Source organism: Saccharopolyspora antibiotica (assembly GCF_047200635.1).
Classification (GTDB): domain Bacteria; phylum Actinomycetota; class Actinomycetes; order Mycobacteriales; family Pseudonocardiaceae; genus Saccharopolyspora_C.
On sequence record NZ_JBJZOI010000004.1, the window covers coordinates 39,050 to 63,786 of the forward strand.

At 73.8% G+C, this 24,737-nt stretch carries 23 protein-coding genes; 14 read left to right on the forward strand and 9 right to left on the reverse strand.

All coding sequences use genetic code 11. The features are described 5' to 3' along the window. The first annotated feature begins 54 nt into the window (after window positions 1-54). Together ACL03H_RS03650 and ACL03H_RS03655 are read left to right on the forward strand one after the other, a co-directional pair. Window positions 55-912, forward strand: a complete 858-nt coding sequence (locus tag ACL03H_RS03650) for an SMP-30/gluconolactonase/LRE family protein (protein ID WP_412809622.1) — start codon at window positions 55-57, stop codon at window positions 910-912. Window positions 913-1,036: 124 nt separating this feature from the next. Next, window positions 1,037-1,993, forward strand: coding sequence for a glycoside hydrolase family 18 protein (locus tag ACL03H_RS03655; RefSeq protein WP_412809623.1), 957 nt, complete (start codon window positions 1,037-1,039; stop codon window positions 1,991-1,993). Between the two features lie 47 nt (window positions 1,994-2,040). On the opposite strand, the gene ACL03H_RS03660 is transcribed toward ACL03H_RS03655, so the two are convergent. Continuing rightward, window positions 2,041-2,838 (reverse strand): DeoR/GlpR family DNA-binding transcription regulator, encoded by a 798-nt coding sequence (locus ACL03H_RS03660; protein ID WP_412809624.1) that lies wholly within the window; start codon window positions 2,836-2,838, stop codon window positions 2,041-2,043. A gap of 245 nt (window positions 2,839-3,083) precedes the next feature. On the opposite strand from ACL03H_RS03660, the gene ACL03H_RS03665 reads away from it, so the two are divergent. Next, on the forward strand, window positions 3,084-4,409 hold the full coding sequence (locus ACL03H_RS03665; protein ID WP_412809625.1) for an MFS transporter: 1,326 nt from the start codon (window positions 3,084-3,086) through the stop codon (window positions 4,407-4,409). Between the two features lie 162 nt (window positions 4,410-4,571). On the opposite strand, the gene ACL03H_RS03670 is transcribed toward ACL03H_RS03665, so the two are convergent. Continuing rightward, entirely contained in the window at window positions 4,572-5,069 is a 498-nt protein-coding gene (locus tag ACL03H_RS03670; RefSeq protein ID WP_412809626.1) for a hotdog fold domain-containing protein, read from the reverse strand. A gap of 305 nt (window positions 5,070-5,374) precedes the next feature. On the opposite strand from ACL03H_RS03670, the gene ACL03H_RS03675 reads away from it, so the two are divergent. Then, window positions 5,375-6,703 (forward strand): arsenic transporter, encoded by a 1,329-nt coding sequence (locus ACL03H_RS03675; RefSeq protein WP_459561765.1) that lies wholly within the window; start codon window positions 5,375-5,377, stop codon window positions 6,701-6,703. 1 nt (window position 6,704) lies between these two features. Here ACL03H_RS03675 and ACL03H_RS03680 read toward each other — a convergent pair whose 3' ends face one another. From ACL03H_RS03680 to ACL03H_RS03690, 3 genes are all read right to left on the reverse strand, one after another. Continuing rightward, entirely contained in the window at window positions 6,705-6,920 is a 216-nt protein-coding gene (locus ACL03H_RS03680; RefSeq protein WP_412809627.1) for a hypothetical protein, read from the reverse strand. Between the two features lie 77 nt (window positions 6,921-6,997). Next, on the reverse strand, window positions 6,998-9,244 hold the full coding sequence (locus ACL03H_RS03685; protein ID WP_412809628.1) for a glycoside hydrolase family 3 C-terminal domain-containing protein: 2,247 nt from the start codon (window positions 9,242-9,244) through the stop codon (window positions 6,998-7,000). An 80-nt stretch (window positions 9,245-9,324) separates the two neighbouring features. Further along, complete coding sequence (locus ACL03H_RS03690; protein ID WP_412809629.1) at window positions 9,325-10,404, reverse strand: GDSL-type esterase/lipase family protein; 1,080 nt, start codon at window positions 10,402-10,404, stop codon at window positions 9,325-9,327. A 149-nt stretch (window positions 10,405-10,553) separates the two neighbouring features. Between ACL03H_RS03690 and ACL03H_RS03695 the strand changes: the two genes are divergently transcribed. Next, a complete protein-coding gene (locus ACL03H_RS03695; RefSeq protein WP_412809630.1) occupies window positions 10,554-11,123 on the forward strand; it encodes an FxsA family protein in 570 nt (189 codons plus the stop codon). 392 nt (window positions 11,124-11,515) lie between these two features. Next, entirely contained in the window at window positions 11,516-13,129 is a 1,614-nt protein-coding gene (locus ACL03H_RS03700; protein WP_412809631.1) for an amidohydrolase, read from the forward strand. A 209-nt stretch (window positions 13,130-13,338) separates the two neighbouring features. Here the strand turns inward: ACL03H_RS03700 and ACL03H_RS03705 are convergent, their stop codons facing one another. Then, entirely contained in the window at window positions 13,339-14,052 is a 714-nt protein-coding gene (locus tag ACL03H_RS03705) for an IclR family transcriptional regulator (protein WP_412809632.1), read from the reverse strand. Between the two features lie 123 nt (window positions 14,053-14,175). On the opposite strand from ACL03H_RS03705, the gene ACL03H_RS03710 reads away from it, so the two are divergent. The 8 genes from ACL03H_RS03710 to fahA all read left to right on the forward strand — a co-directional run bounded on the left by ACL03H_RS03710 (window position 14,176) and on the right by fahA (window position 22,357). Further along, on the forward strand, window positions 14,176-14,670 hold the full coding sequence (locus ACL03H_RS03710; RefSeq protein WP_412809633.1) for a nuclear transport factor 2 family protein: 495 nt from the start codon (window positions 14,176-14,178) through the stop codon (window positions 14,668-14,670). Next, window positions 14,667-15,473: an SDR family NAD(P)-dependent oxidoreductase gene (locus tag ACL03H_RS03715; RefSeq protein WP_412809634.1), complete on the forward strand. Its 807-nt coding sequence runs from the start codon at window positions 14,667-14,669 to the stop codon at window positions 15,471-15,473. Before ACL03H_RS03710 ends, ACL03H_RS03715 begins: the two co-directional genes overlap by 4 nt. Next, entirely contained in the window at window positions 15,466-16,272 is an 807-nt protein-coding gene (locus ACL03H_RS03720; RefSeq protein ID WP_412809635.1) for an SDR family NAD(P)-dependent oxidoreductase, read from the forward strand. The genes ACL03H_RS03715 and ACL03H_RS03720 overlap by 8 nt, the downstream gene beginning before the upstream one ends. Next, window positions 16,269-17,684, forward strand: a complete 1,416-nt coding sequence (locus ACL03H_RS03725; RefSeq protein ID WP_412809636.1) for an FAD-dependent oxidoreductase — start codon at window positions 16,269-16,271, stop codon at window positions 17,682-17,684. The genes ACL03H_RS03720 and ACL03H_RS03725 overlap by 4 nt, the downstream gene beginning before the upstream one ends. A gap of 31 nt (window positions 17,685-17,715) precedes the next feature. Next, a complete protein-coding gene (locus tag ACL03H_RS03730) occupies window positions 17,716-19,041 on the forward strand; it encodes an MFS transporter (protein ID WP_412809637.1) in 1,326 nt (441 codons plus the stop codon). Between the two features lie 111 nt (window positions 19,042-19,152). Then, entirely contained in the window at window positions 19,153-20,352 is a 1,200-nt protein-coding gene (locus ACL03H_RS03735) for a homogentisate 1,2-dioxygenase (RefSeq protein ID WP_412809638.1), read from the forward strand. Next, complete coding sequence (locus ACL03H_RS03740) at window positions 20,349-21,191, forward strand: hypothetical protein (protein WP_412809639.1); 843 nt, start codon at window positions 20,349-20,351, stop codon at window positions 21,189-21,191. Before ACL03H_RS03735 ends, ACL03H_RS03740 begins: the two co-directional genes overlap by 4 nt. Then, the gene (gene fahA, locus ACL03H_RS03745; protein WP_412809640.1) at window positions 21,188-22,357 is read left to right on the forward strand and encodes a fumarylacetoacetase; all 1,170 of its coding nucleotides are present in this window, start codon (window positions 21,188-21,190) and stop codon (window positions 22,355-22,357) included. The genes ACL03H_RS03740 and fahA overlap by 4 nt, the downstream gene beginning before the upstream one ends. 33 nt (window positions 22,358-22,390) lie before the next feature. On the opposite strand, the gene ACL03H_RS03750 is transcribed toward fahA, so the two are convergent. From ACL03H_RS03750 to ACL03H_RS03760, 3 genes are all read right to left on the reverse strand, one after another. Continuing rightward, window positions 22,391-23,374: a 3'-5' exonuclease gene (locus tag ACL03H_RS03750; protein ID WP_412809641.1), complete on the reverse strand. Its 984-nt coding sequence runs from the start codon at window positions 23,372-23,374 to the stop codon at window positions 22,391-22,393. A 119-nt stretch (window positions 23,375-23,493) separates the two neighbouring features. Beyond that, window positions 23,494-23,616, reverse strand: a complete 123-nt coding sequence (gene ykgO / locus ACL03H_RS03755; protein ID WP_184479917.1) for a type B 50S ribosomal protein L36 — start codon at window positions 23,614-23,616, stop codon at window positions 23,494-23,496. 176 nt (window positions 23,617-23,792) lie between these two features. Next, window positions 23,793-24,617 carry a hypothetical protein gene (locus ACL03H_RS03760; protein WP_412809642.1) on the reverse strand — a complete coding sequence of 275 codons (825 nt, stop codon included), beginning with the start codon at window positions 24,615-24,617 and terminating at the stop codon, window positions 23,793-23,795. Between the last annotated feature and the right edge of the window lie 120 nt (window positions 24,618-24,737).

Genomic DNA, 24,737 nt, shown 5'->3' on the forward strand with positions numbered 1-24,737 from the left:
GCCGGGATCAGTTGAACCGCCCGCGCGACGGGCCGGACGTGGGGAGGCCGCGGGATGCGGAGGTTGCGGGCGCGGCGGCTGACCGGGCCGTGCGCGGAGCACGGGGAGGGGCCGGTGTGGCACCCGGGCTGGCCGGGTGTGCGGTGGGTGGACATGCTCGCCGGGGACGTGCTCACGCTGATGCCGGACGGGCGGGTCCACCGGGCGCACGTGGGGACCGTGGCCGCCGCGCTGCGCCCCCGCCGCGGCGGCGGCGCGGTGCTCGCCCTGGAGCGCGGCTTCGCCCTCGCCGACGACGAGCTGACCGAGGTGCGCGAGCTGGGGGAGCTCTGGACCGATCCGCGGATCCGGATGAACGAGGGCGGTTGCGATCCGGACGGGCGCTTCTACTGCGGCTCGATGGCCTACGACGAGACCCCCGGCGCGGGCGATCTGCACCGGCTGGACCGTTCCGGCCGGTCGGAGGTGGTGGTCAGCGGGGTGACGATCTCCAACGGGCTGGCGTGGAGTCCCGACGGGAGCACCGCCTACTACGCGGACACCCCGACGCAGCGGGTGGACGCCTTCACCTACCGGGGCGGGGAACTGGTGGACCGCAGGCCGGTGGTGCGCGTCCCGCCCGAGGCGGGCGCCCCGGACGGGCTCACCGTCGACGCCGAGGGCTGCCTGTGGGTCGCGCTGTGGGGCGGGGCGGCGGTGCGCCGCTACGCGCCGGACGGCGAGCCGATGGCCGTGGTGGAACTGCCGGTGCCGCGCGTGACCGCCTGCACCTTCGGGGGGCCCGCGCTCGCCGACCTGTTCGTCACCACCTCGCGCCAGGCCACCGACGTGCGGCGGTATCCGGCCGCCGGGGCGCTGTTCGTCGTCCGCGACGCGGGCCGCGGGCTCCCGGTCCTGCCCTGCGCTCTGTGATGGCCGGAACCGAACGGCGAACGGGAGCGCGTTGCTCCGATCGAGCGGTTGACCGGCCGGGGCGCGGGCGGTCTGATGGGCTGATCATGCGCGCTGCGCCGGACCGGAGACGAGGAATCCCCCGATGAGCCTGCTGTTCCCCGCACCGCACCGGGTCGGTCTGCTGCGGGCCGCGCTGATCGTGCTGGTCGCCGTCGCCCTGGCGGCGGTGCTGGCGCTGCTGGTCGCGGTGCGGCCGCAGGCCGGCGCGGAGGGCGGGAAGCACGCGGCGGTCTACTACCAGACCCAGTACGACGGCGACCGCTACCTCTCGCCGCTGGGGCTGACCGAGCACGGCGCCCCGGTGACCGAGGTGATCGTCGGCGCGGTCCACCTGAACTCCCCGACCGAGGTGCACCTCAACGACGAACCGCCGGACGACCCGAAGTTCGACCCGATGTGGGCGGACCTGGCGGCCCTGCAGGGCGAGGGGGTGCAGGTGCTGGCCATGGTCGGCGGCGCCGCGCACGGCAGCTTCCAGCGCCTGGACACCGAGTTCGAGACCTACTACCCGCTGCTGCGGGACCTGTTGCGCGATCGCGGCCTCGACGGGGTGGACCTCAACGTCGAGGAGGAGATGTCCCAGCAGGGCATCCAGCGGGTCATCGCGGCGCTGCGGGCGGACTTCGGTCCCGAGTTCCTCATCACGATGGGGCCGGTGGCCAGCGCGCTCTCCGGTGGCGGCAACCTCTCCGGCTTCGACTACGAGCAGCTCTACCGCGAGGCCGGGGACGACATCGCCTGGTTCAACGCCCAGTTCTACAACGGGTGGGGAGACGCCTCCTCCACCGCGGACTTCGACGCGATCGTCTCCCGGGGCGTGATCCCGGCGGAGCGGATCTCGGTGACCGTGCTGACGAACCAGGCCAACGGCGCCTCCGGCTACGTCGACGTCGCTGGCCTGCGGAGCACGTTCGCCGCCCTGCGGGCCGCGCACCCCGAGTTCGGCGGCGTCACCGGGTGGGAGTACTTCAACGCGCGGCCCGCCGCGGGCGAGGACCCGTGGCAGTGGGTCGTCGACGTCGCGGGCTCCTGGATCTGACCGGCTGATCCACCCGGATTCCGCCGCGCGGCAGCGGTTCCCGGCCCTCACCCCTCGTCCCAGGTCTGGGCGACGGCGACCACCTGGACGCCGAGCGCCTGGGCCATCGCGGTCTCTCCGGGCGGGGCGGCGTCATCGGTGACGAGCACGTCGTAGGACCGCACGTCGCCGTAGGCGTAGGTGGCCGACAGGCCGAACTTGCTGTGGTCGACGGCGAGCACCGAGCGGCCCGCCACCCGGACGAACGCCTCCTTGTTCTCGGCGTACTCCCGCATCGGGTGCGACAGCCGCCCCTCCTGCACGCACGTCGCGGTGAGGAACGCGACGTCGATGTGGAAGCGGTCGAGCTGGCGGACGATCTCCGGCCCCGCGCAGGACTCGAACTCCGGGTAGAAGCGGTCGCCGAGCAGCGTGGTCTGCCTGCCCGACTCCGAGAGCAGGTACGTCACCCGCAGCGAGTTGGTGATCACGTGCACGTCCTCGACGTGCCCGAGCTGGCGGGCCAGCGGGAACAGCGTGCTGCCGCAGTCGAGCAGCACGGTGCTGCCGGGGGAGACGTGGTTGCAGAGCTCCTCGCCGATGGCCGTCTTGGCCCCGCGGTGCATGTTCTCCCGGAACTGCAGGGAGCTCTCGATGTCCACGGTGGCCAGTGAGAGGGCGACGGCGCGGCGCTTGTGCAGCAGCTTGCGCTCGTGGAGGTCGTCCAGGTCGCGGTGCATCGTCATCAGGCTCACGCCCAGGCGCGCCGCGAGCTCGTCGATGCGCACTTCGCCGCCCTTGCTGACGTGGCGCAGCACGGCCTGGCGCCGCTGCTCGACCTCGGCCTTGGACTTCCTGATCGGCATCGTCGCCTCCCTCGTCGTCCGGAACTTTATCGCACAATTTGCGTGAAGATCTTGAAAATATCTGAGATATCTAGCATCTTGATCCCACACAACCGGCCGCCTCCGCGGACCCCGCGACCGGCCGGACAGCTGCAAGGTCACTGCTCCAATGCTGTGACCAGGAGAAACAATCGGACCGCCCTGTTCTGAGCGAGGCGATCCGGCTGCACCGACCCGGGCACCGAAGCCCGTCAGGAGGTCCTACCGTGGTGTCAACCGCCCACGAACCCCCCGCATCCCCGTCGTCCGGTGGGACGACGTTCTTCGATCGCATCGGCATCCCCCGCGTCCTCCTCTGGGGCTACGTCGGGATGTTGCTGTTCATGATCGGTGACGGGGTGGAGACCAGCTACCTCTCCACCTACTTCAAGGTCGACCTGGGCTTCAGCGAGTCCAGCGTCGGCATCATCTTCACCGTCTACGGTCTCGCGGCCGCCGTCGGCGCCTTCCTCGCGGGCGGTCTGTCCGACAAGTGGGGCCCGCGCAAGGTCATGATGGCCGGTGCCGCCCTGTGGGCCGCCTGCCACGTGCTGATGCTGGTCATCGGCATCCCGACCAGCAACTACGTGCTGATCCTGCTCACCTACGGGGTGCGCGGCCTGGGCTACCCGCTGTTCGCCTACGGCTTCCTGGTCTGGATCATGGTCGGGGCGCCGGAGAAGCAGATCAGCAAGGCGCTCGGCTGGTACTGGTTCTCCTTCACGATGGGCTACCCGGTGCTGGGTTCGGCCCTGGTCGCCGGGCTCAAGCCGGCCCTGGGCTTCTACCCGACGCTGTGGGTCTCGCTGGGCCTGATCGCTGCTGGTTCGGTAATCGTCTTCACGATGCTCAAGGAGCGCTCCGGCTTCGAGCCGCTGGCCTCCGACGGCGCCGGTGTGGTTCAGACGCTGGTCGGCTGCTTCACCATCATGTTCTCCCGGCCGCGGGTCGGGCTGGGTGCGCTGACCCGGCTCATCAACACCACGTCGCAGTTCGGCGTCTGGGTGTTCACCCCGCTGTACCTGATCGAGCAGGTCGGGTTCAACTCCGAGGAGTGGTCCACGCTCCTCATGATCATGATGGGTTCCAACCTGGCCGGCGTGGTCGCCTTCGGCGCGCTCGGCGACCGGTGGAGCAGGCACAAGACCATCGTCTGGTTCGGTGGCGTGCTCGGCGCGGTCTCCTGCCTCGGCCTGTACTACGTGCCCAACGCCGTCGGTCACAGCTACATCCCGGTCGCGATCACCGTGGCGATCTTCGGCGTCGGCCTCGCCGGCTACGTGCCGCTGCCCCCGCTGATGACCCAGCACGCCCCGGGGCGCAAGGGCCAGGTCATGTCGACCTACACCCTCGGCGCCGGTGCCAGCCAGGCCGTCGGTCCGGCCATCGGCACCGCGTTCATCGGCATCATCGGCATCCAGGGCGTCATGTGGATCTACGCGGTCCTGCACCTGACCAGCTCGGTGCTCGCGATGATCATCAGCGAGCCGTCCGCGGCGGCCAAGAAGGAAGCCGCCGAGCTCCCCGAGGACACCGCGGTCGTCGCGCACTGACCAGCGCCCGATCGCTTCGGCTCGGCCCCCCGGAGGGCCGAAGCGCGTGATCCGCTCGGCGGTTCTCCCGCCGCGACCTCCCCTCCCGTCCGGGAGGGGGCGCCGCGGCGGGGGAGCCGCCGAGTTGCGCGTTCGCGGGGGCGCGATCACCGGTCCCGCCGGTCAGGACGTCGGTCCGGCGGCCTTCGCGGCGCTCCCGCTCCTGGGGGACACCCGCATCGTGATGTCGGCGGTGACGGCGGTGGAGCCCGCGGTGTCGAGGATCCGCACCGGAACCACCCATTCCTCCGCCTCCGCGCCGGGTTCCGGCAGCGGGTCCAGCACGGCGACCCCGCGCACACCGGTCTCGGCCCTGGCCAGGTAGCGCACCCGCATCCCCACCGGGATCCAGCGGTGCGTGGCGGGGATGCTCACCTCGGTGAGCAGCCCGGCGGCGACCTCAGCGACGTTGCAGGCGGCGATCGCGTGGAACGTCCCGATGTGGTTGCGCACGGCCCGCCGGTCGCGGGAGACCACCTCGCAGCGGCCGGGTTCGAGCCGCACCACGTGCGGCCGGACGCTGCGGAAGTACGGCGCGCGCAGGCAGACGCCCCAGGAGAACAGCCGGGTCCCGAAGGGGAGGCGCGTGAGCCCGCGCCACAACTCCGGTGTCGAGGGCATCGTCGGACTCCTCCGGGAGGCAGTGCACTACCGGGCAGTAACTTAAAACGTTCGAAGGGGGCAGGTCAACTCCCCCGGTTCCCACGACCCGACCCCGACCGCGCTCCGGGTCGCGGGGCGGTGCCGCCACCCACCCGGCGGCTCCGCCGCCGCCCGGGGCCGCTGCGGTGGTCGCCGGGCGTGCTGGTGTACTGCTCGGAGCGTCGCGGGCAGCGGGGTGGCCGCAGCCGGGCGGGTCCGCCCGGGCGGAGTCGGCAGCGGCCGGCGTCGACTACCGCCGCCCGGCCCGGGAGTGGGACGAGCGGATGATGACAGCGGTCGCCGGACTGATCTTCGTCGTGACCCTCGCGCTGGTCGTCATCCGGCCGCGCGGGCTCGGGATCGGTTGGAGCGCGCTGGGCGGCGCGGCCGCGGCCCTGCTGACCGGCGTGATCGCGGTGCCCGACGTGTCCGCGGTGGTCGGGCTGGTGTGGAACGCGACGCTCGCGTTCGTCGCCATCGTGCTCATCTCGCTGCTGCTGGACGAATCCGGTTTCTTCGAGTGGGCCGCGCTGCACGTCGCCCGCTGGGGAGGTGGCAGCGGCCGGACGCTGTTCGTGCTCGTGGTGCTGCTCGGCGCGGTGATCTCGGCGGTGTTCACCAACGACGGCACCGCGCTGATCCTCACCCCGATCGTGCTGCAGATCGTGCTGGCGCTGCGGTTCAGCCCGGCGGCCACCCTCGGGTTCGCGCTGGCCACCGGGTTCGTCGCGGACTCCGGAAGCCTGCCGCTGGTCGTGTCGAACCTGGTCAACATCGTTTCCGCCGACTTCTTCGGCATCGGCTTCACCCGCTACGCGGTGGTGATGGTGCCGGTCGGGCTGGTCTCGGTGGCGGCCAGCCTCGCGGTGCTGCTGTGGTACTTCCGCCGGGACATCCCGGCCCGCTACGAGCTGACCGCGCTGGCCGAACCCGCGGGCGCGGTGCGGGACCGCACCACCTTCCGGGCGGGCTGGGCGGTGCTCGGGACGCTGCTCGTCGGCTACTTCGCGGCCGAGCCGCTGGGGATACCGCTGTCGGCGGTGATCGGAGCGGGAGCGCTCGTGCTGCTCGCGGTCGCGGCCCGCAGGCCCCGGGCGCTGCTGCGCTCCGGTGGAGCACCGGTGATCCCGGTCGGCAAGGTGCTGCGCGAGGCGCCGTGGCAGATCGTGCTGTTCAGCATCGGGATGTACCTGGTCGTGTACGGACTGCGAAACCAGGGGCTCACCCGGGAGCTGGCGGCGCTGTTCGGGCTCTTCGGCGAGCACGGGGTGCTGGCCGCCGCCCTCGGCACCGGACTCGTGATCGCGGTGCTGGCCTCGGTGATGAACAACCTGCCGACGGTGCTCATCGCCGCCCTCGCCATCGCGGGCGCGGGGGCGAGCGGGCTGGAGCACGAGACGATGGTGTACGCGAACGTCATCGGCTCCGACCTCGGGCCGAAGATCACGCCGATCGGCAGCCTGGCGACGCTGCTGTGGCTGCACGTGCTCGCCCGCAAGGGGCTGCACGTCGGCTGGGGGCGCTACTTCCGGACCGGGATCGTGCTCACGGTGCCGGTGCTGCTGGTCACGCTGCTGGCGCTGGCGGGTTGGCTGCTCGTGCTCGGCGGCTGACTCAACGCGCGGGCGCGGGCGCCTCGTCGCCGGGCAGCAGCCGCTCCTCGAACGCCGGCCGATCCGCCGCCGACCAGTGCCTGCGGTAGTTCGCCAGCGCGGTGCCCAGCCGGTCGCGGGCCGCCCGCGCCACCGAGTCGTCCGCTCCGATGCCCACGTGCGCGCACACGGCGATCGACGAGGTGTCCGACCGGGGCGCGTTGTTCACCGTCTCCACGTCCCCCAGTGTGCCGCCCCCGCCGCAGCGCCCTCGACGCGGGCGGTCAGCGGGAGAGCCCGGTCACCGCGGCGCGCTCAGCGGTCGGCCTCCGCCGCCCACTCCCGCAGCTGCTCCGGGGTGACGGCCGCACCGGGGAAGCGGCAGAGCCGGTCGGCGGGGAACGAGCGCATCATCCGCGACAGCTGCGGATCGTCGACCATCCCGCCCAGCCCGCTCGCCGCCAGCGCCTCCCGCAGCAGCCCGCCGCCGACCGGGTGGTCCAGCCACGCGCCCAGCTCGGAAGCCGGGGTCAGCGGCGCCCGAACCGGCTCCCCGGCGAGCTCGACCACCGCGGTCAGCCGAACGTCGCGGGAGGACGCGGCCGCGCGCAGCTCGAACGCACCGCCCTCCACCACCCAGCGCCGCAGCGGCTGGTGCCAGTAGGCGAACGCGCGCCGGTCCAGCTCCAGGACGACCCGGGTGCTCGCGCCCGGGGCCAGCTCGACCTTGGTGAACGCCTTGAGCTCCTGCCGCGGCCGGAACACCGAGCACTCCGGATCCGCGACGTAGAGCTGCACGACCTCCTGACCCGCGCGGGACCCGGTGTTGGTGACGGTGAGCGAGACCGACACCCGCGGTTCCGGCCCGTCCGCCAGCACCTCGACGGCCAGGTCGGAGTACCCGAAGCTGGTGTAGGACATCCCCTCGCCGAAGGCGTGGCCCACCGGCAGCTCGTGCGCGTCGTACCAGCGGTAGCCGATCAGCAGGCCCTCGCCGTAGCGCACCGCGCCGTGCTCCCCGGGGAACGCGCCGACCACCGGCGTGTGCGCCGCGCGCACCGGGATCGTCTCGGCGAGCCTTCCCGAGGGGTTCGCGGCGCCGGTGAGCAGCTCCGTCAGCGCGCTGCCGCCGGCCTGACCCGGCAACCAGCCGTGCAGGATCGCGGTGGCGTGCGCGTGCCACTCGTCGATCGTCACCACCGCGCCGCCCGCGAGCACCACCACCACGCGCCCGGCCACCGCCGCGACCTCCCGCAGCAGCTCCAGCTGGGGCGCGGGCAGCGACAGGTGCTCGCGGTCGTAGCCCTCGGACTCGGCCGACGGCGGCAGCCCCAGGAACACCACGGCAACGTCGGCCTCGGCGGCGCGCCGCACGGCCTCGGCGACCAGCGCGGGCTCGGCCGCCCCCTCCACCTGGTAGCCCGGCGCGAAGGACAGCTCGGCGAAGCCGGCGGCGCGCAGCGCGCTCAGCGCGTCGTCCAGCCGGGTCGGCACCACCTGCGAGCTGCCCGCCCCCTGGTAGCGCGGGGTGCGCGCGAGCTCGCCCAGCACCGCGACCCGGGTCTCCGCCGGGTGCAGCGGGAGCAGCTCGCCGTCGTTCTTCAGCAGCACGGCGCTCTCGGCGGCCGCCCGCCGGGCGAGGTCGTGGTGCTCGTCGACGTCCACGGCGGGTGCCGCGTCCACGGCCCTGCTCCGCTCGACGAGGCGCAGCACCCGGGCGGCCGCCCGGTCCACGTCCTGCTCGGTGACCGCGCCGGATCGCAGCGCGGCCAGGATCGCGGACGCCCCGACGCCTCCGGAGGACGGCATCTCCAGGTCCAGCCCGGCCAGCAGGCCGTCCTCGCGGACGTCGACCGCGCCCCAGTCGGAGACGACCACCCCGTCGAAGCCCCACTCCTCGCGCAGCACCTCGGTCAGCAGCCACCGGTTCTCCGAGGCGTACACCCCGTTGATCCGGTTGTAGGAGCACATCACCGTCCACGGCGCGGCCTCCCGGACCACGTGCTCGAAGGCGGGCAGGTAGATCTCCCGCAGCGTCCGCTCGTCGACCTCGGCGGAGATCGTGAGCCGCCCCGCCTCCTGGTTGTTCACCGCGAAGTGCTTCACCGAGGTCCCCACGCCCCGGGACTGCACGCCGCGCACCAGCGCCGCCGCGAGCCGGCCCGCCAGCAGCGGGTCCTCGGCGAAGTACTCGAAGTTCCGGCCGCACAACGGCGTCCGCTTCATGTTCACGCCCGGGCCGAGCAGCACCGCCACGTCCTCGGCCCGGCACTCGGCGCCGAGCGCCTCGCCGACGCGGGTGAGCAGGTCCTCGTTCCAGGAACTCGCCAGGCCCGCGGCGGTGGGGAAGCAGGTGGCGGGCACGCTGTCGCCGAACCCGAGGTGATCACCGCCGGTGCGCTGCTTGCGCAGCCCGTGCGGGCCGTCGGTCAGCATGATCGACGGAACGTCGTGCTCGGGAATCGGCTCGGTGCGCCAGAAGTCGACGCCGTCCAGCAGCGCCACCTTCTGCTCGATCGTCAGCGAGCGCAGCGGCTCCCGGCCGCCCGGCGTTGCGGTCATCGCGATTCCCCTCGACGAGTGGTGTCCGGGACGATCGTCGCATCGCCGAACTCGGGCCGGTTCGCCCGCGAGGCGGTGCGTCAGGGCTCCCGCAGGGGGATCGCGCGCAGCGCGCCGTCGCTCTCCAGGCAGGTGGCGCGGTGCGCCTCCCCGGCGAGGAAGTCGCCGAGGCACCCGGCCAGCGCCGCGTGACCGGCGGGGTTGGCGTGGAAGGACTCCTGCATCGCGTGCGGCGCCCGGCGGTCGTCGCGCAGGCTCTCCCAGTCCACGGTCAGCCGGGTGAACCACTCGTCACCGACGTCGGCGGGCGAGCCGGGCGGGGCGCTCCCGGGCGCGGTGCAGGCCTCGTGCCCGCGCCCGGCGCGGGAGAGGTCGAGGAACCGGGCGCCGACCTCGTCGGCGGCCGCGCGCAACCCGCGGGAGAGCTCCGGCACGCCGGTGTCCCGGATCCACCGCAGGTCCTCGGGCTGGAACGGGCAGCCCGCGAGGTTGTTCAGCCGGGGGTTGACGTCCGGCCCCACCGGGGACGCGTAGGACTGCACGACCAGCGAGTAGGCGGCCGGGGTGTACCCGGCGCGGTCCAGCACGGCGCGGACGTCGCGGAGCGCGGAGACGACCTTCGGCCGCATCGCCTCGACCCGTCGCGGCCAGTCGTCGCGCAGCTGCTCGGAGCAGCCGCCGGGCGCGCGGGTCGCCCAGGCCTCCACGCAGCGGTTGACGGCGTCGGTGAAACCGGGGTCGTCGTTGGCGCCGACCTGGACCACGACGTCGGTGATCCGGAAGCGCTCGGTGAGCTCGGCCAGCTGGGCGGCTTGCGAGCCCTCGGCGTGCTCGGGGCTCCCGCCGGAGCCGACGAGTCCCGCGCGCGCCCCGGAGCAGGCCAGGTTGATCGCGGTGACCTCCGGCGGCAGCCGGAGCTGGTGGACCGGGGCGGCGGGAGAGCGGTGGCACCAGTTGCCGGCCTCCCCGTTGGTGCCCGCCTCGTACTGGCCGCCACCCTCCCCGGACAGCGTGCTGTCGCCGAGCGTGACGACCGCGGCGGGCAGCCGTTGCGGCTGCTGCGGCAGGCTCGGCAGGTACTGATCACTGACCAGGACCGCGAGCGCCAGGACGCCGCAGATCGCCAGCAGTGCGAGGAACCTCGTCATGTGCGCCCGCATCGCCGATCAGTCTAGGAGGCCCGGGGGCCACCCAGGTCGGGTACCGGCGCGTGGCGCGGGACACCCCGTGCGAGCGGTGTGGCGGGGCGGGAGAAAATCGGGCATCCCGTGCGTTGAACACGGTGAGACGTCATGCCTCGGAGGTGGATGTGCCCGTTCTCCTGCTGCTCCTGGTGGCCGCGGTCGTGGAGATCAGCGTGCTGGTGCTGGTCGGCAACGCCATCGGCGTGCTTCCCACGATCGGCCTGCTGGTGCTGTCCGCCGTGGTCGGCGGCTTCCTGCTGCGCAGGGAGGGCCGCCGCGCCTTCGAGGCGTTCAACGAGTCCGTCACGCTGCGCAGGCCCCCGGAGCGGGAGCTCGCGGACGGGGCGCTGGTCGTCGCGGGGGGAGTGCTGATCGTGCTCCCCGGGCTGGTCAGCGACGTGCTGGGCGTGCTGTGCCTGCTGCCGCCCACCCGCGCCCTCCTGCGCCGGTACGTGCAGCGCCTCGCGGAGCGCAACGCCGAGCGGGCCCGGCAGCGGGTGGCAGCGGGAATGCGGACCGGGTGGGTCGGCGCGCAGGGGTCCGCCGGGCCGGGCCCGGCCTCCTCCCCCTACCGAGACGGGGACGTCATCGACGGCGAGGTGGTGTCCGTCAGTGAGGACGACCTGCCGCGCGAACACCCCCCGCTGGACGCGTCCCCGCAGGCAGAGCGCCCGGGTGGCGGCGCGGCGCGGTGAACGGCACGGCGTGACGTCGCCGGCCTGAGCACTGCGGGTAAGCTTCGCGGAACGATCGTGGCCGGAGTCGGGAGCGGCGCTCCAGGCGCCGGCCACGGTGGCGCAGGGCGCGGTTCGCACCTCGATCGACCGGCACCGCGGTGATCCGCGTAAGGTGATCCACCCGCCTCCTCGCGAGCGGGCGGAACCGCTCGTGCGGAGTCGCCGGTCCGATCGGCCGAGCCGCCGCCGCGACGCGGGACGGAGGCCCGGCGTCGGCCGGAACCGGTCGACGCGGCCCGGAGCGGGGAGGGCCCGCGTCGATGCGCGGGGACCGGGCGGGACAGGTCGCCGAGCTTGCGCCGCCAGCAAGCCGAAGCCGGGGGAGATCCCCAGGACAGGGAACACAGGACATGTCCGAGACCACGTTGCTGCTCGGCGGCCGGATTCATTCGCCCGCCGATGCCGACGCCACCGCGATGGCCGTCATCGATGGCACCATCGCCTGGGTCGGCTCCGACAGGGTCGGCCGGGCACTGCATCCCGAAGCGGAGGTCGTCGACCTGGGCGGGGCGTTCGTCGCGCCCGCGTTCGTCGACGCGCACGTGCACGCCACCTCGTCCGGCCTGTTGATCAACGGGCTGGACCTGACCGGGTGCGCGTCGCTCACCGAGTTCCTGCACGCGCTGCGCGACCACGTCGAGGAGCACCCGGGCGCGCTCGTGTGGGGCCACGGCTGGGACGAGACGTGGTGGCCGGAGCGGCGCCCGCCGTCCCGCGCCGAGATCGACAACGCCTGCGGCGGCGCGCCCGTCTACCTGTCGCGGATCGACGTGCACTCGGCGCTGGTGTCGAGCGCGCTGATCGACCGCGCGCCGCTGGCCAAGGACACCGAGGGCTGGAGCCCCGACGGTCCGCTGACCCGCGTCTCGCACCACCACGCGCGCAGCGCCGCCCGCGAGTCGCTCGGCGCGGCCCAGCGACGCGAGGCTCAGCTGGCCTTCCTGCGCCACGCCGCCTCCTGCGGGGTGGCGAGCGTGCACGAGTGCGCGGGTCCGGACATCTCCGGCGCCGACGACCTGCGAGACCTGCTGGAACTGTCCGCGGGCGGGGACGTGCCCGAGGTCGTGGGTTACTGGGGGGAGCTCGGCGCGCTGTCGACCGCCCGCGAACTCGGGGTCCGCGGCCTCGGCGGCGACCTGTTCGTCGACGGCGCGGTCGGGTCGCGCACGGCCGCGCTGGGCGCGCCCTACGCCGACGACCCCACGACCTCCGGGGTGCTGTACCTGGACGCCGAGGCGGTGGCCGAGCACCTGATCGACTGCACCCGGCACGGCTTGCAGGCCGGGTTCCACGTGATCGGCGACGCCGGGGTGGCCGAGGCCTGCGAGGGCTTCCGGCGCGCGGCGAAGGTGCTGGGCGTGCCCGCGCTGGCGGGGATGCGGCACCGGCTGGAGCACCTGGAGATGGTCGACGCCGAGCAGGCCGCCGAGCTCGGCTCGTTCGGCGTGGTCGCCTCGGTGCAGCCCTGCTTCGACGCGGCCTGGGGCGGGCCGGGGGACATGTACGCGCGCCGCCTCGGCGTGCCGCGCGGGACGCGGCTGAACCCGTTCTCCTCGTTGGCGGCGAACGGCGTGGTGCTCGCCTTCGGCTCGGACGCGCCGGTGACGCCGGTCGATCCGTGGGGCGCGATCCGGGCCGCGGTGCACCACCGCACCGACGGATTCGGCATCTCGCCGCGCGCCGCGTTCACCGCGCACACCCGGGGCGGCTGGCGCGCCGCCGGGGTGGACGACGGGGTGACGGGCGCGCTGATCCCGGGGGCGCCGGCGACCTACGCGGTCTGGGAGACGGGCGATCTCGTGGTCGCCGCGCCGGACTCCCGGGTGCAGCGCTGGTCGACCGATCCGCGCGCCGGGGTGCCGCCGCTGCCGGACCTGAGCCCGGGGGCGCCCCTGCCGCGCTGCCAGCGCACCGTGCTGCGCGGCCGGACCCTCTTCGTCCGGGACCCCGACGACGAGGACTGATCCGGATCGGATCCCGCCCGGGAGCGCGGGCGGTGCTGGTTTCGGGCGTGCCGCCCGGGAGCGCGGTCCGCGCGCACGCTTCCCCGCGACTTCCCGGGAGCGCTGGCCGAGGGATCCGGGCCCGCACCGGCCGCGCGGCGCGGAGGAGTCCGGCCCGCGTCCGGTGATGATCGTCCACCGCCGTGCTGCCGACGCGCGGGCCGCGGAAGTCAGCGGAGGAGGGCGGCGAGGCGCTGGGCGGCCTCGCGGACGAGGCAGCCCAGCTGCTCCTCGTCGTCGACCTCGAAGAGGGAGAGGCCGAGGCTGATCGGGCGCTCGGTGCCGGGGACGAGCGCGGAGATGCCGGTGATCGAGGGCGCGATCTCCCCGTAGGACACGGCGAACCCCCGCTCCCGGGTGCGTCGCACCTCGTCGCGCTCCCGCTCGCGCGGCGGTCCCGCCGCCAGCAGTGCGAGCCCGGCCGAGCCGCGGTCGATCGGATCGATCTGCCCCGGCCGGAACGCGACGTGCATCCGGGCCCGCCGGGGCTCGACGATCATGAGCATCCGCACCCGGTGCTCGTCCTCCTGCAGCACCAGGTGCGCCGTCGCCCGCGTCCGCTCCGCGAGTTCGTCGAGCACCGGGCGGGCGAGCGTGCGCAGATCCTGCTCGACCGGCTCGCTGAGCTGCACCAGCCCGGCCCCCAGCGAGATCCGCTTGACCTCGTCCCGGCGGCAGAGCCGATGCGCTTCGAGGGTTCGCACCAGGCGGTGCGCGACGGTCCGGTGCACCCCGACGCGCTCGGCGATCTCGCCCAGCGGCAGCCCGCGCGGGTGTTCGGCGAGCAGTTCGAGGATTCGCAGCCCGTTGTGCAGCGTCTTGGACATCCCGGAGTCGAGCTCCGGGACGTCCGCAGCGGCCGGATCCGCGCCGTTCTCGGGCATGACGTTCCTCCTGCGCAGGTCTTGACGCCCGAAGTGGGCCCGCTTACAGTCCACTTAATCGCACACTGCGTGCGATAATAGCACATTGATCCGGACGTGGTCGACCGGAGGCAGGAGGAACCGATGCCGGGAGCAGGGCCCGTGCCCGGAGGAGATCCGGGGCCCGACGCGCTCGCCCAGGTCCACCAGCTCTACGGCGCGCAGAGCCAGCGCATCGACGAGGGCCGCGCCGCCGAGTGGGCCGCGACCTTCGAGCCCGGCGGCGAGTTCCGCTCGCCGAGCTATCCGGAACCGGTGCTCGGCACCGCCGCGCTGCGCGCGTTCGCGGAGCGCTTCGCCGAGGCCGACCGCGCGGCGGGCACCCGCACCCGGCACGTGATCACCAACGTCGCCGTCGAGGCCGCGGGTCCGGACGCGCTCACCGCTCGCGGCTACCTCCAGATCATCAGCACCCCGGCGGAGGGCGAGCCGAGGCTGCTGCGGATGACCACCTTCACCGACGACCTGGTGCGCACCGGCGGCCGCTGGCGGGTGCGCCGCCGCGAGGTCCGCCGGGACGACCAGCGGACCGCCCCGCACCGGGAAGCCGCCCCCGACTCAGCCGAGGAGACCCGATGACCACCGATTCCGGCCCCGGCGGTGCCCTGCACCAGCCGATCACCGCACACTACCCCGAGCAGCACGGCAAGGTCGCCGTGGTCACCGGCGCGGCCCGCGGCATGGGCGCGGTGTTCGCGCGCGGCCTGGCCGCCCGGGGGGTGCACGTGGTGGGCGGTGATCTCGACGCCGAGCTGATGACCGCGACCGCCGCCGAGATCAACGCCGCCGGGCTCGACGGCCGGGTCCTCGGCCGCGCCGTCGACGTGGCGGTGGCTGAGCAGCACGAGGAGCTCGCCGCCGCCGCGCTCGCGGAATTCGGCGGGCTGGACTTCTGGGTCAACAACGCGGGAATCTTCCCGCAGGCCCCGGTCGAGGAGATCGGCCCGGACCAGATCTCCAGCACCCTCGCGGTGAACGTCGAGGGCGTCCTGTTCGGTGCCCAGGCCGCCGCCCGCCACCTCGGCCCGGGCGGGGCGATCGTGAACATGTCCTCGGTCTCGGCGACCCGCGTCCGGCGCGGACGGGGCGCCTACTGCGCCTCGAAGGCGGCGGTGGCGCACCTGACCGAGTCGCTCGCGGTGGAACTCGGCGATCGCGGGATCCGGGTGAACGCGCTCGCCCCCGGCTACATCGACACGGAGATGACCCGCTGGGTCAAGGAGGACCCGGTCGCGCTGCGGCACGCGGTGGACGCGGTGCCGCTGCACCGGATCGGCTCGCCGGAGGAGGTGTTCGGCGCGTTGCTGTTCCTGCTCTCGGACAGCGCCCGCTACATCACCGGGCACAGCATCGCGGTGGACGGCGGGTCCCGGCATGTCTGAGCCGCGCGTGTCGGCCGCCGAGCGGGTCCGCTACCCGAGCACCGCGCTCATCACCGGCGCGGCGCGGGGGATGGGCGCCGCGCACGCCGCGGCGCTGGGGCGGCGCGGCGTGCACGTCTGCCTCGCCGACGTGCTCGACGCCGGGCCGGTGGCCGCCGACATCATCGCGGCGGGCGGGTCGGCCTCCGCGCACGAGCTCGACGTCACCGATCCCGGGTCGTGGGCGCGGGTGGTCGGGGAGATCCGCGCCGAGCGCGGGAACCTCGGCGGGCTGGTGAACAACGCGGGCATCTCGCGGCGGCTCGGGTTCACCGACACCACCGAGGAGGTCTGGGACCGGGTGCTGCGGGTGAACCTGTCCGGCCCGTTCCACGGGATGCGGGCCGTCGCGGGGCTGATGCGCGAGTCCGGCGGCGGTTCGATCGTGAACATCTCCTCCATCTCCGGCCAGATCGGCTACTTCTCGCCCTCGTACTCGGCGAGCAAGTGGGGGCTCACCGGACTGTCCAAGTCGGCGGCCGGGGAGTTCGCGGCCTGGGGGATCCGGGTGAACTCGGTGCACCCGGGACTGGTCGGCACCCCGCTGCTCGACGGCGCGGACGCCTTCGTGGCCTCGGCGGTGGCCAGCATCCCCGCCGGGCGCACCGGGACGCCCGAGGAGATCACCGAGGCGGTGCTGTTCCTGCTCTCGGAGCGCTCCGCCTACCTGACCGGCAGCGAGGTCACCGTGGACGGCGGACTGGTGTCCAACGGGCTGTACCACCGGATCCTCGCCGAGAGCGGAGGTGCTCCGGGATGAGCGAGCGCTACGACGTCGTCGTGGTCGGCGGCGGCGGAGCCGGGCTGGCCGCGGCGGTCTCGGCCGCCGAGCGCGGCGCCTCGGTGCTGCTGTTCGAGTCCGAGCGCGAGCTCGGCGGCTCCACGCAGCTCTCGGCGGGCATGTTCACCGCCGCGGGCACCAGCGTGCAGGAGGCGCTGGGCGTGCGGGACTCGCCGGAGGCGTTCTTCCAGCACTACATGGACCTCAACCAGTGGCTGCTGCGGCCCGGCCTGGTCCGCGAGTTCTGCGGGCGCGCGGGCGCGGCGCTGGAGTGGTTGATCGAGCTCGGCCTGGAGGTTCCCGCCCGGGTCTCCGGCAACGCCCACCAGCCGGGCCTGTGCCAGGCCGGGGTGGAGGACGTCTGGCGCGGGCACGTGCCCAAGGACCAGGGCTACGGCGTGGTGCGGGTGCTCGACCGGGCCCGCCGGGCGCGGGGCGTGGAGGTGGTCCTCGCGACGCGGGTGCAGCGGCTGCTCACCACCGGCGGCCGGGTGTCGGGAGTGGTGGCCGACGACGTGGAGGTCGCCGCGGACTCCGTGGTGATCGCCAGCGGCGGGTTCGCCCGCGATCCCGAGCTGCTGGCGCGGCACTACCCGGCCGCCGGGCGAGCCGGGGAGGCGCTGTTCGTGGTCGCGGGCGAAGGCAGCCGGGGCGATCACCTGCGGTTCGGCGAGCAGGTCGACGCCGGGCTGGCCGGGGACGGCTGGGGCCTGATGCTGCCCACCGCCTACTTCCAGCGGATGCACCACTGGCAGTCCGGTTTCCCGCCGAAGTCGCGGCTGCACGTCAACGCGCGCGGTCGCCGCTTCATGGACGAGGACGCCTCCTACGCGGTGTCCACCGGGATCATCGAGGCCCAGGGCGGGCCCGTGTGGTCGGTGTTCGACGAGCGAGCCCGGTGCGCGCTGCCCGCCGGGTACGCCGACTGGGAGCCCGGGAAGGTGCTGCGGGAGGCCGAGGCGGGCCGCACCGCCCGCGCCGGATCGCTTCCCGAGCTGGCCGCCGCGATCGGGGTGCCCGCCGAGGCGCTCACCGCCGAGGTCGACCGGTGGAACGCGCGGTTGCCCCGCGGCTCCGACGACGACTTCGGTCGGGACCGAACGCTGCGCAACAAGGGTTCCGAGCAGCCGCCCGACCCGATCGACCAGCCGCCGTACTACGCCGTGCGCACCCTGCCCGCCGAGCTCGTCTGCACCCACGCCGGGCTGGAGATCGACGCCTCGGCGGCGGTGCTGGACCGGCGGGGGACGCCGGTGCCCGGCCTGTTCGCGGCGGGCGAGGCCGGGGCCGGGGTGCTCGGCGCCCGCTACGTCGGCGGCGGCAACGCGGTCGCGAACGCCATCACGATGGGCCGCGCCGCCGGCCGTTCCGCCGCGCGCCGCGCCGCCTGAACCGACATCCTGCTCACCGTCGAGGAGAATCATGTCCGCACCAGCCGTCGAGGACGAGCTCGGCAGGAGGACGATCCGGAAGGTCTCGTTCCGGATCCTGCCGATCGTCGGCCTGCTGTACGTGTTCAACTACATGGACCGGGCCAACATCAGCTACGCCCAGCTCGGGATGCAGCACGAGCTGGCCATCACCACCGCGACGTTCGGCATCGCCGCGTCGATCTTCTTCCTGGTCTACGTGCTGTTCGAGATCCCCAGCAACATGATCATGAAGAAGATCGGGGCCCGGCTCTGGCTGGCCCGCATCGCGATCACCTGGGGCCTGGTCACCGTGCTCACCGGGTTCGTGCAGAACATCCCGCAGCTCTACGGCGCGCGGATCCTGCTCGGCATCGCCGAGGCGGGGCTGTTCCCCGGACTGCTGCTCTACATGACCCTGTGGTTCCGCACCCAGGAGCGCGGCCGAGCGATCGCCGCGCTCGCGCTGGCGCAACCGATCGCGATGGTGCTGGGCAGCCTGACCGGCGGGTTCATCCTGGACCACGTGCGCTGGTTCGACCTGAGCGGCTGGCGCTGGGTGTTCATCCTGCAGGGCGCCCCGGCGGTGCTGCTGGGCGTGCTCACCCTGCTGTACCTGCCGAACCGGCCGAGCGGGGCGCGTTTCCTCACCGCCCAGGAGGGGGAGTGGCTGGAGCGGGCGATCCGCGCCGAGTACACCGCCGAGGAGCCGGAGACCTTCCTCGGCCAGCTGCGGATCCTCAAGAACCGCAAGGTGCTCTACCTGGCCGTGGCGAACCTGTTCGCGGCCTGCGGGCTCTACGGGTTCACCTTCTTCGTGCCGCAGATCATCAGCCAGCTCGACCCGTCCTACTCGGCGACCAACATCGGGGTGCTGGGCGCGATCCCGTTCCTGGTCGGCGCGGTCGGGATGCTGCTGGTGGCGCGCAACTCCGACCGCACCGGGGAGCGGCGCGGGCACGTGGTGGCGCTGATGCTGCTGGCGGCGATCGGGCTGGCGGGCACGATCTGGTTCCGCCAGGATCCGGTGCCCGCGCTGGTGTGCCTGTCGATGGTGGCGATCGGGGTGCTCGGCTACATGGCGCCGTACTGGGCGATGGCGGCGCGGCTGCTGTCCAGGGAGCACACCGCGGTGGGGCTCGCCGCGATCAACTCGATCGCCGCGCTCGGCGGGTTCCTCGGCCCGTACGTCATCGGGATCAACGCGGGCGAGGGCGATGTCTCGCTGGGCCTGTACTTCCCGATCGGCTGCTTGCTGGTGTGCGCGCTCATGCTGCTGGCGGTCCGGTTGCCCCGCGACCGCACCGGCGCCGTCGAACCGGCGGCGGTCCCCGACTGAGGCCCGCTCGGCGGGTGCTCGCGCTTTCAGCGGTGGTGCGCCGCGGCGGCGTTCTGTGCAATGGCTGCGCGGCGCATCCCGCTACCGAACAACGGCAGAGGAGACGAGGTCATGGCGCACTACCGCCAGCTCGGTGAGGTTCCGCCCAAGCGGCACACCCAGCACCGCGACGACCGGGGACGGCTGTACTTCGAGGAGCTGATGGGGGAGGAGGGGTTCTCCTCGGACTCCTCGCTGCTCTACCACCGGAACCTGCCCTCGGCGATCGTCGACTCGCAGGTCTGGGAGCTCCCGGACCAGGCGACGACCCCGAACCACCCGCTGCGCCCGCGGCACCTGCGGTTGCACGAGCTGTTCGGCGCCGATCAGGCGGCCGCCGCCGACGTGGTCACCGGGCGCCGGCTGGTGCTGGGCAACGCCGACGTGCGGCTCTCCTACGCGGTCGCGGCCCGCCCCTCCCCGCTGTACCGGAACGGGATCGGCGACGAGGTCGTCTACCTGGAGTCCGGTTCGGCCACCGTGGAGACGGTGTTCGGCGCGCTGGAGGCGACCGCGGGCGACTACGTGCTCATCCCGCGCTCCACCACCCACCGCTGGTTGCCGCACGAGGGCGAGCCGGTTCGGGTGTACGCGATCGAGGGCAACGGGCACATCGTCCCGCCGAAGCGCTACCTGTCCCGGTTCGGGCAGCTGCTGGAGAACGCGCCCTACTGCGAGCGCGACCTGCACGGACCGACCGAGCCGCTGCTGCGGGAGGGCACCGACGTGGAGGTGCTGCTCAAGCACCGCGGCTCCACCGGCATCGTCGGAACCAGGCTGGTCTACCCGGAGCACCCCTTCGACGTGGTCGGCTGGGACGGCTGCCTCTACCCGTTCACGTTCAGCGTGCACGACTTCGAACCGATCACCGGCCGGGTGCACCAGCCGCCGCCGGTGCACCAGGTGTTCGAGGGCGAGAACTTCGTGATCTGCAATTTCGTCCCCCGCAAGGTGGACTACCACCCGCTGTCGATCCCGGTGCCCTACTACCACTCCAACGTGGACAGCGACGAGATCATGTTCTACTGCGGCGGGAACTACGAGGCGCGCAAGGGATCCGGCATCGGGCAGGGCTCGGTCTCGGTGCACCCCGGCGGGCACTCGCACGGACCGCAGCCCGGGGCCTACGAGCGCAGCATCGGCGTGGAGTTCTTCGACGAGCTCGCCGTCATGGTCGACACCTTCCGCCCGCTGGAGCTCGGCGAGGGCGGCTCGGCCTGCGACGACGGGAAGTACGCCTGGACCTGGTCCGGGCGGGGGCCGCAGTCGTGACCGCGCTGGTCGCGGGGCTGCTGGACGACGCGGCGATGTTCCCGCCCGGTGAGCTGCCGCTGCCGGAGGCGGTGCGGGCGCACGCCCGGCACCGCGCCGCCCCGCACGCCGGAGCGGTCGGGCCGCTGGTGGTGGCGGCCCCCGCACTGGCCCGGCTGCGCGCCGCGGATCCGGACGGCACCACCGCGCTGTCGGTGACCGTCCCGGACGGGCCGGTCGGGGTGGCCGCGGTGCTCGCGGAACTCGCGGAGACGCGGTTCTCCCTGCGAGCGCTGGAGATCCCGGTCCCGGCCGAGCTCGGCGGCGAACAGCTGCGGGCCGCGCTGGCCGGCGTCCGGGAGGCCACCGCCACCGAGATCTACGTGGAGGTGCCCCGGGACGGACGCCGCCCGGAGGTGCTGGCGGTGCTGGGCCCGCTGGGCTGCCGGGCGAAGTTCCGCACCGGCGGGGTCCGGGCCGAGCTGCACCCGGACGAGGCCGAACTCGCCGCCGCGATCGCCGAGGTGGTGCGCCGGGAGCTCCCGTTCAAGGCCACCGCCGGGCTGCACCGCGCGATCCGCAACACCGCCCCGGGCACCGGGTTCGAGCAGCACGGGTTCCTGAACATCCTGCTCGCCGTGGACGCCGCGCTCGGCGGCGCCCCGGTGCCGGACCTGGTGGCGGTGCTGGCCGACCGGGACGGCGCGGGCCTGGCCGCTCAGGTGGCCGGGCTCGGCGCGGAACGGATCGCGGCGGCGCGGGCCCGGTTCACCTCCTTCGGCACCTGCAGCATCGACGAGCCGCTGGCCGACCTGGCCGCGCTCGGTCTCACCGACGACGGACGAGGAGCGACCCAGTGATCATCGACGTGCCCGCGGAGTCCGGCTACGGCCGGGACAACCTGCCCTACGGCGTGTTCAGCCCGCCCGGCGGTGATCCCCGGGTGGGCGTGCGGCTGGCCGACGTGGTCGTTGACCTCGCGGCGGCGCTGGACGATCCGCTGTTCGCCGTGCCCTCGTTGAACCCGCTGATGGCGCGGGGCAAGCGGTGCTGGGAGCAGGTGCGGGAGCGCATCGTCGAGCTCGTCTCCGGCGAGGTGCCGGACGCGGCGGTGCACCCGCTGGAGCAGGTGCGGCTGCACCTGCCGTTCGAGGTCGCCGACTACGTCGACTTCTACGCCTCCGAGCACCACGCCTCGAACCTCGGCCGGTTGTTCCGGCCGGACGCGGCGCCGCTGATGCCGAACTGGAAGCACCTGCCCGTCGGCTACCACGGTCGCGCCGGCACCGTGATCCCCTCCGGCACCCCGATCCCGCGCCCGAACGGGCAGCGCAAGGCCCCGGACGAGGCCGCGCCGAGCTTCGGCCCCAGCAGGCGGCTGGACATCGAGGCGGAGCTGGGCTTCGTCGTCGGTGCCGGGTCCGAACCGGGCGTTCCGGTGCCGGTCGAGGACTTCGCCGAGCACGTCTTCGGCGCGGTGCTGGTCAACGACTGGTCCGCGCGCGACCTGCAGGCCTGGGAGTACGTCCCGCTGGGACCGTTCCTCGGCAAGAGCTTCGCGACCTCGATCTCGCCGTGGGTGGTGCCGCTGCTCGCGCTGGGCGGGGCCCGGGTCCCCACGCCGGTGCAGGACCCGACGCCGCTGCCCTACCTGCGGGAGTCCGAACCGTGGGGGCTGGACGTCGAGTTCAGCGTCCGCTGGAACGGCGAGGAGGTCAGCCGCCCGCCGTACCGGGAGATGTACTGGTCCCCGGCGCAGATGCTGGCGCACCTGACCGTGAACGGCGCGACCTGCCGCACCGGTGACCTGTTCGCCTCCGGCACGGTCTCCGGCCCGGAGCCGGACCAGCGCGGCGCGTTCATCGAGCTGACCTGGGGCGGGGCCGAACCGGTCGTGGTCGGGGGTCGGCCGCGGACCTTCCTGGAGGACGGGGACGAGATCACCCTCACGGCCTCCGCGCCGGCGGCCTCCGGCGGCCGGATCGCCTTCGGCGAGCTCACCAACCGCGTCCTCCCCGCGCGCTGATGGCCGGGCCCGTTCGCCGTCGAACGGGCCCGGTCACCTGAACGGCAGGGCTCGCGGGGCGAGGGCCGGGCGGTCGGCGGCCAGCGCCGCGTTGAGGTCCCAGCGACGCAGCCCGAGCAGCCGGGCCGCCAGGGCGAGTTCGGTGCGCTCGGCGGAGGTCGGGGTGCCTCCCGCGGTCGCGGCGGCGGCCAGCGCGCCCAGGTAGTCCCGGTGCAGCGCGCGGATCTGCCCGCGGTCCAGCCCGCAGTCCTCGGCGGAGCGCGCCAGCACCACCCGGCCGGTCGCGGTCGGCACGCGGTCGACCAGCGCGGCGTCCAGCGCCGCCAGGTACTCGTCGGCCTGCGGTGGTTCCGGCACGGTGGGCAGCACCTCCACCAGCCGCGCCAGGTAGTGCTCGGGCACCGCCTCCGCGCGCCGCCGCGGCGCGGGCCGCGCCGCGGTACCGGGCAGCTCGGGCCACTGCCAGGTCCGCGCGGTGCGTTCCGCCCAGGCCCAGCGCGGATCGTCGGGGGAGAGCCGGCGGTAGTAGCGCAACAGCCCGGCCGCCGCCCGCGCCTCGTGCAGGGCGGAGCGGGCCTGCGCCTGGGGCACGCCCGCCGCGTCGCAGCAGGCGGCCAGCCCCCGGCCCGCCGTGTAGAGGAAGCTGCGGGACAGCTTCATCGTGCACAGCCCGGCGCGCGGCACCTCCAGGGCGCCGAATCCCAGCCGGGCGTACTCCGCGGCGAGGAACCGGGCGTGGAAGCCGAGGTGGTGGGCCACCAGCACCCGGCCGCGCAGCAGGTGGGTGAGCTCCGGGGCGATCTCGGCGAAGGTCGGGGCGGAGCGGGCCTCGGCCGCGCAGATGCCGTGCCGCTGCCGAGGCCCGAGGTCGCACGGCGGGTCCACGAGCGTGCACCACTCGCCCTGCACCGCTCCGTCCTGGTCCAGCAGCACGACGCCGATCTCGGCGACGCGGTGCCCGACCTCCGGCAGCGGACCTGTGGTGTGCACGTCGACGACGGCATGGCCCCACGACATCGCAGCTCCCCTCACCGCCCGCGCGCGTCCCCCGGTGACGCGGTTCCGGCCGCTCACCTGATCGTCGGAACGGACGATCCGCTCGTTACAGGCGCGACGGCGACGGCCGGGCGGCCGGGTCAGCCCTGGCGCCCCTTCCAGCGCGGGTTGCGCTTGTTGACCACGTACAACTTGCCGCGCCTGCGCACGACCTGGGATCCGTCCTTCTCCTTGAGCGACTTCAGCGACGCGCGGACCTTCATCCGTCCTCCTCGGGTGCGGGATCGACGGGAGCCAGCCTAGATGATGATGACAATCATGTTCAACTAAGGTCGTTCGCACGCGAGGTGCGCGGCGGTGGTGGTGAGGCCGGTGAACCGCGCGCCGGCGTCCCGCCCCGCGTGCGCGGCCGGCGTCGATCCGGCCGAGGCCCGCCGGCCTAGCGAGCGACCGGCGGTCCCTCCAGCAGCTCGGGTGCGTAGGCCAGCAGCAGCCGCAGCGCGCTCACCGGGGCCGCCACCGGGTCGGGCAGGGCCACGTCGCGGGCCACGTGCGCTCCCCGGTAGGTCGGCTCCGGGATCGTGACATCGGTGAACCAGCGCAGGAAGTCGGCCGGGACCAACGGGATCCCCGCGGTGCCGGCCACCACCTCGTTCAGCGCGTGGAGCGCGGTGGGCGGGTTGCGCAGCATCCACCGGTACAGCTCGGAGAAGGCGTAGATCCGCTCGTCGAGCCGGCTCGCGACCGCGCCGTGCCGCTGGGCGAGCCGCACCCCGTGCTCGGTGGAGGCCTGCTCGGCCTCGCCCCAGGCCGGATCGTGCTCGCGGCGCTCGGCGAGCTCGCCGCGGTGCAGCCGCCGCAGGTAGTCCGCCCACAGCCGCGAGCCGGGATTGCCGAAGTCGTCCCCGGAGCGGCCGAGGGCCATCGCGGTGCCGCGCTCCAGGCCCTCCAGGATCCCCGCGTCCACGTGCGAGACCCAGCTGCCGCGCTCGCCGAAGCCGTTCTCGGCGAAGAAGGTGATGATGCCCTCGATGTTGCGCCAGTGCCGGAAGCCCGGCACGTAACCGGCGGCCACCTCCTCCTGCACCGCGCGCAGGAACACCAGCCGCTCGGTCAGCGGCAGCGCCTCCAGCTCCGAAGCCGTGCAGTCGAGCGCCGCGGCGCAACCCGCGCCGTCGCGGGCGGGGGCGGCCCGGGCCGCCGGAGTGCCGAGCAGGAGCAGGGGCACCAGCAGCAGTGCCGCGAGGGGCCGGGGAGCGCGCATCGGGAGTCCTTCCGGGGGCGGACGATCACCGAGGAGTTCAGCAGCTCCCGGCTCCCGGCGGAACGATCTCGGTTCCGCGGCGGCCCTCGCTCACCGGATCGGATGAGCTGGCGCGGGGAG

What these genes read in the sequence shown, in the direction of transcription:
- ACL03H_RS03650 (WP_412809622.1), top strand. Translation starts at nt 55, where the DNA reads ATGCGGAGGTTGCGGGCGCGGCGGCTGACCGGGCCGTGCGCGGAGCAC.
- ACL03H_RS03655 (WP_412809623.1), top strand. Translation starts at nt 1,037, where the DNA reads ATGAGCCTGCTGTTCCCCGCACCGCACCGGGTCGGTCTGCTGCGGGCC.
- ACL03H_RS03660 (WP_412809624.1), bottom strand. Translation starts at nt 2,838, where the DNA reads ATGCCGATCAGGAAGTCCAAGGCCGAGGTCGAGCAGCGGCGCCAGGCC.
- ACL03H_RS03670 (WP_412809626.1), bottom strand. Translation starts at nt 5,069, where the DNA reads ATGCCCTCGACACCGGAGTTGTGGCGCGGGCTCACGCGCCTCCCCTTC.
- ACL03H_RS03675 (WP_459561765.1), top strand. Translation starts at nt 5,375, where the DNA reads ATGATGACAGCGGTCGCCGGACTGATCTTCGTCGTGACCCTCGCGCTG.
- ACL03H_RS03685 (WP_412809628.1), bottom strand. Translation starts at nt 9,244, where the DNA reads ATGACCGCAACGCCGGGCGGCCGGGAGCCGCTGCGCTCGCTGACGATC.
- ACL03H_RS03690 (WP_412809629.1), bottom strand. Translation starts at nt 10,404, where the DNA reads ATGCGGGCGCACATGACGAGGTTCCTCGCACTGCTGGCGATCTGCGGC.
- ACL03H_RS03700 (WP_412809631.1), top strand. Translation starts at nt 11,516, where the DNA reads ATGTCCGAGACCACGTTGCTGCTCGGCGGCCGGATTCATTCGCCCGCC.
- ACL03H_RS03705 (WP_412809632.1), bottom strand. Translation starts at nt 14,052, where the DNA reads ATGCCCGAGAACGGCGCGGATCCGGCCGCTGCGGACGTCCCGGAGCTC.
- ACL03H_RS03710 (WP_412809633.1), top strand. Translation starts at nt 14,176, where the DNA reads ATGCCGGGAGCAGGGCCCGTGCCCGGAGGAGATCCGGGGCCCGACGCG.
- ACL03H_RS03715 (WP_412809634.1), top strand. Translation starts at nt 14,667, where the DNA reads ATGACCACCGATTCCGGCCCCGGCGGTGCCCTGCACCAGCCGATCACC.
- ACL03H_RS03720 (WP_412809635.1), top strand. Translation starts at nt 15,466, where the DNA reads ATGTCTGAGCCGCGCGTGTCGGCCGCCGAGCGGGTCCGCTACCCGAGC.
- ACL03H_RS03725 (WP_412809636.1), top strand. Translation starts at nt 16,269, where the DNA reads ATGAGCGAGCGCTACGACGTCGTCGTGGTCGGCGGCGGCGGAGCCGGG.
- ACL03H_RS03730 (WP_412809637.1), top strand. Translation starts at nt 17,716, where the DNA reads ATGTCCGCACCAGCCGTCGAGGACGAGCTCGGCAGGAGGACGATCCGG.
- ACL03H_RS03735 (WP_412809638.1), top strand. Translation starts at nt 19,153, where the DNA reads ATGGCGCACTACCGCCAGCTCGGTGAGGTTCCGCCCAAGCGGCACACC.
- ACL03H_RS03750 (WP_412809641.1), bottom strand. Translation starts at nt 23,374, where the DNA reads ATGTCGTGGGGCCATGCCGTCGTCGACGTGCACACCACAGGTCCGCTG.
- ykgO (WP_184479917.1), bottom strand. Translation starts at nt 23,616, where the DNA reads ATGAAGGTCCGCGCGTCGCTGAAGTCGCTCAAGGAGAAGGACGGATCC.
- ACL03H_RS03760 (WP_412809642.1), bottom strand. Translation starts at nt 24,617, where the DNA reads ATGCGCGCTCCCCGGCCCCTCGCGGCACTGCTGCTGGTGCCCCTGCTC.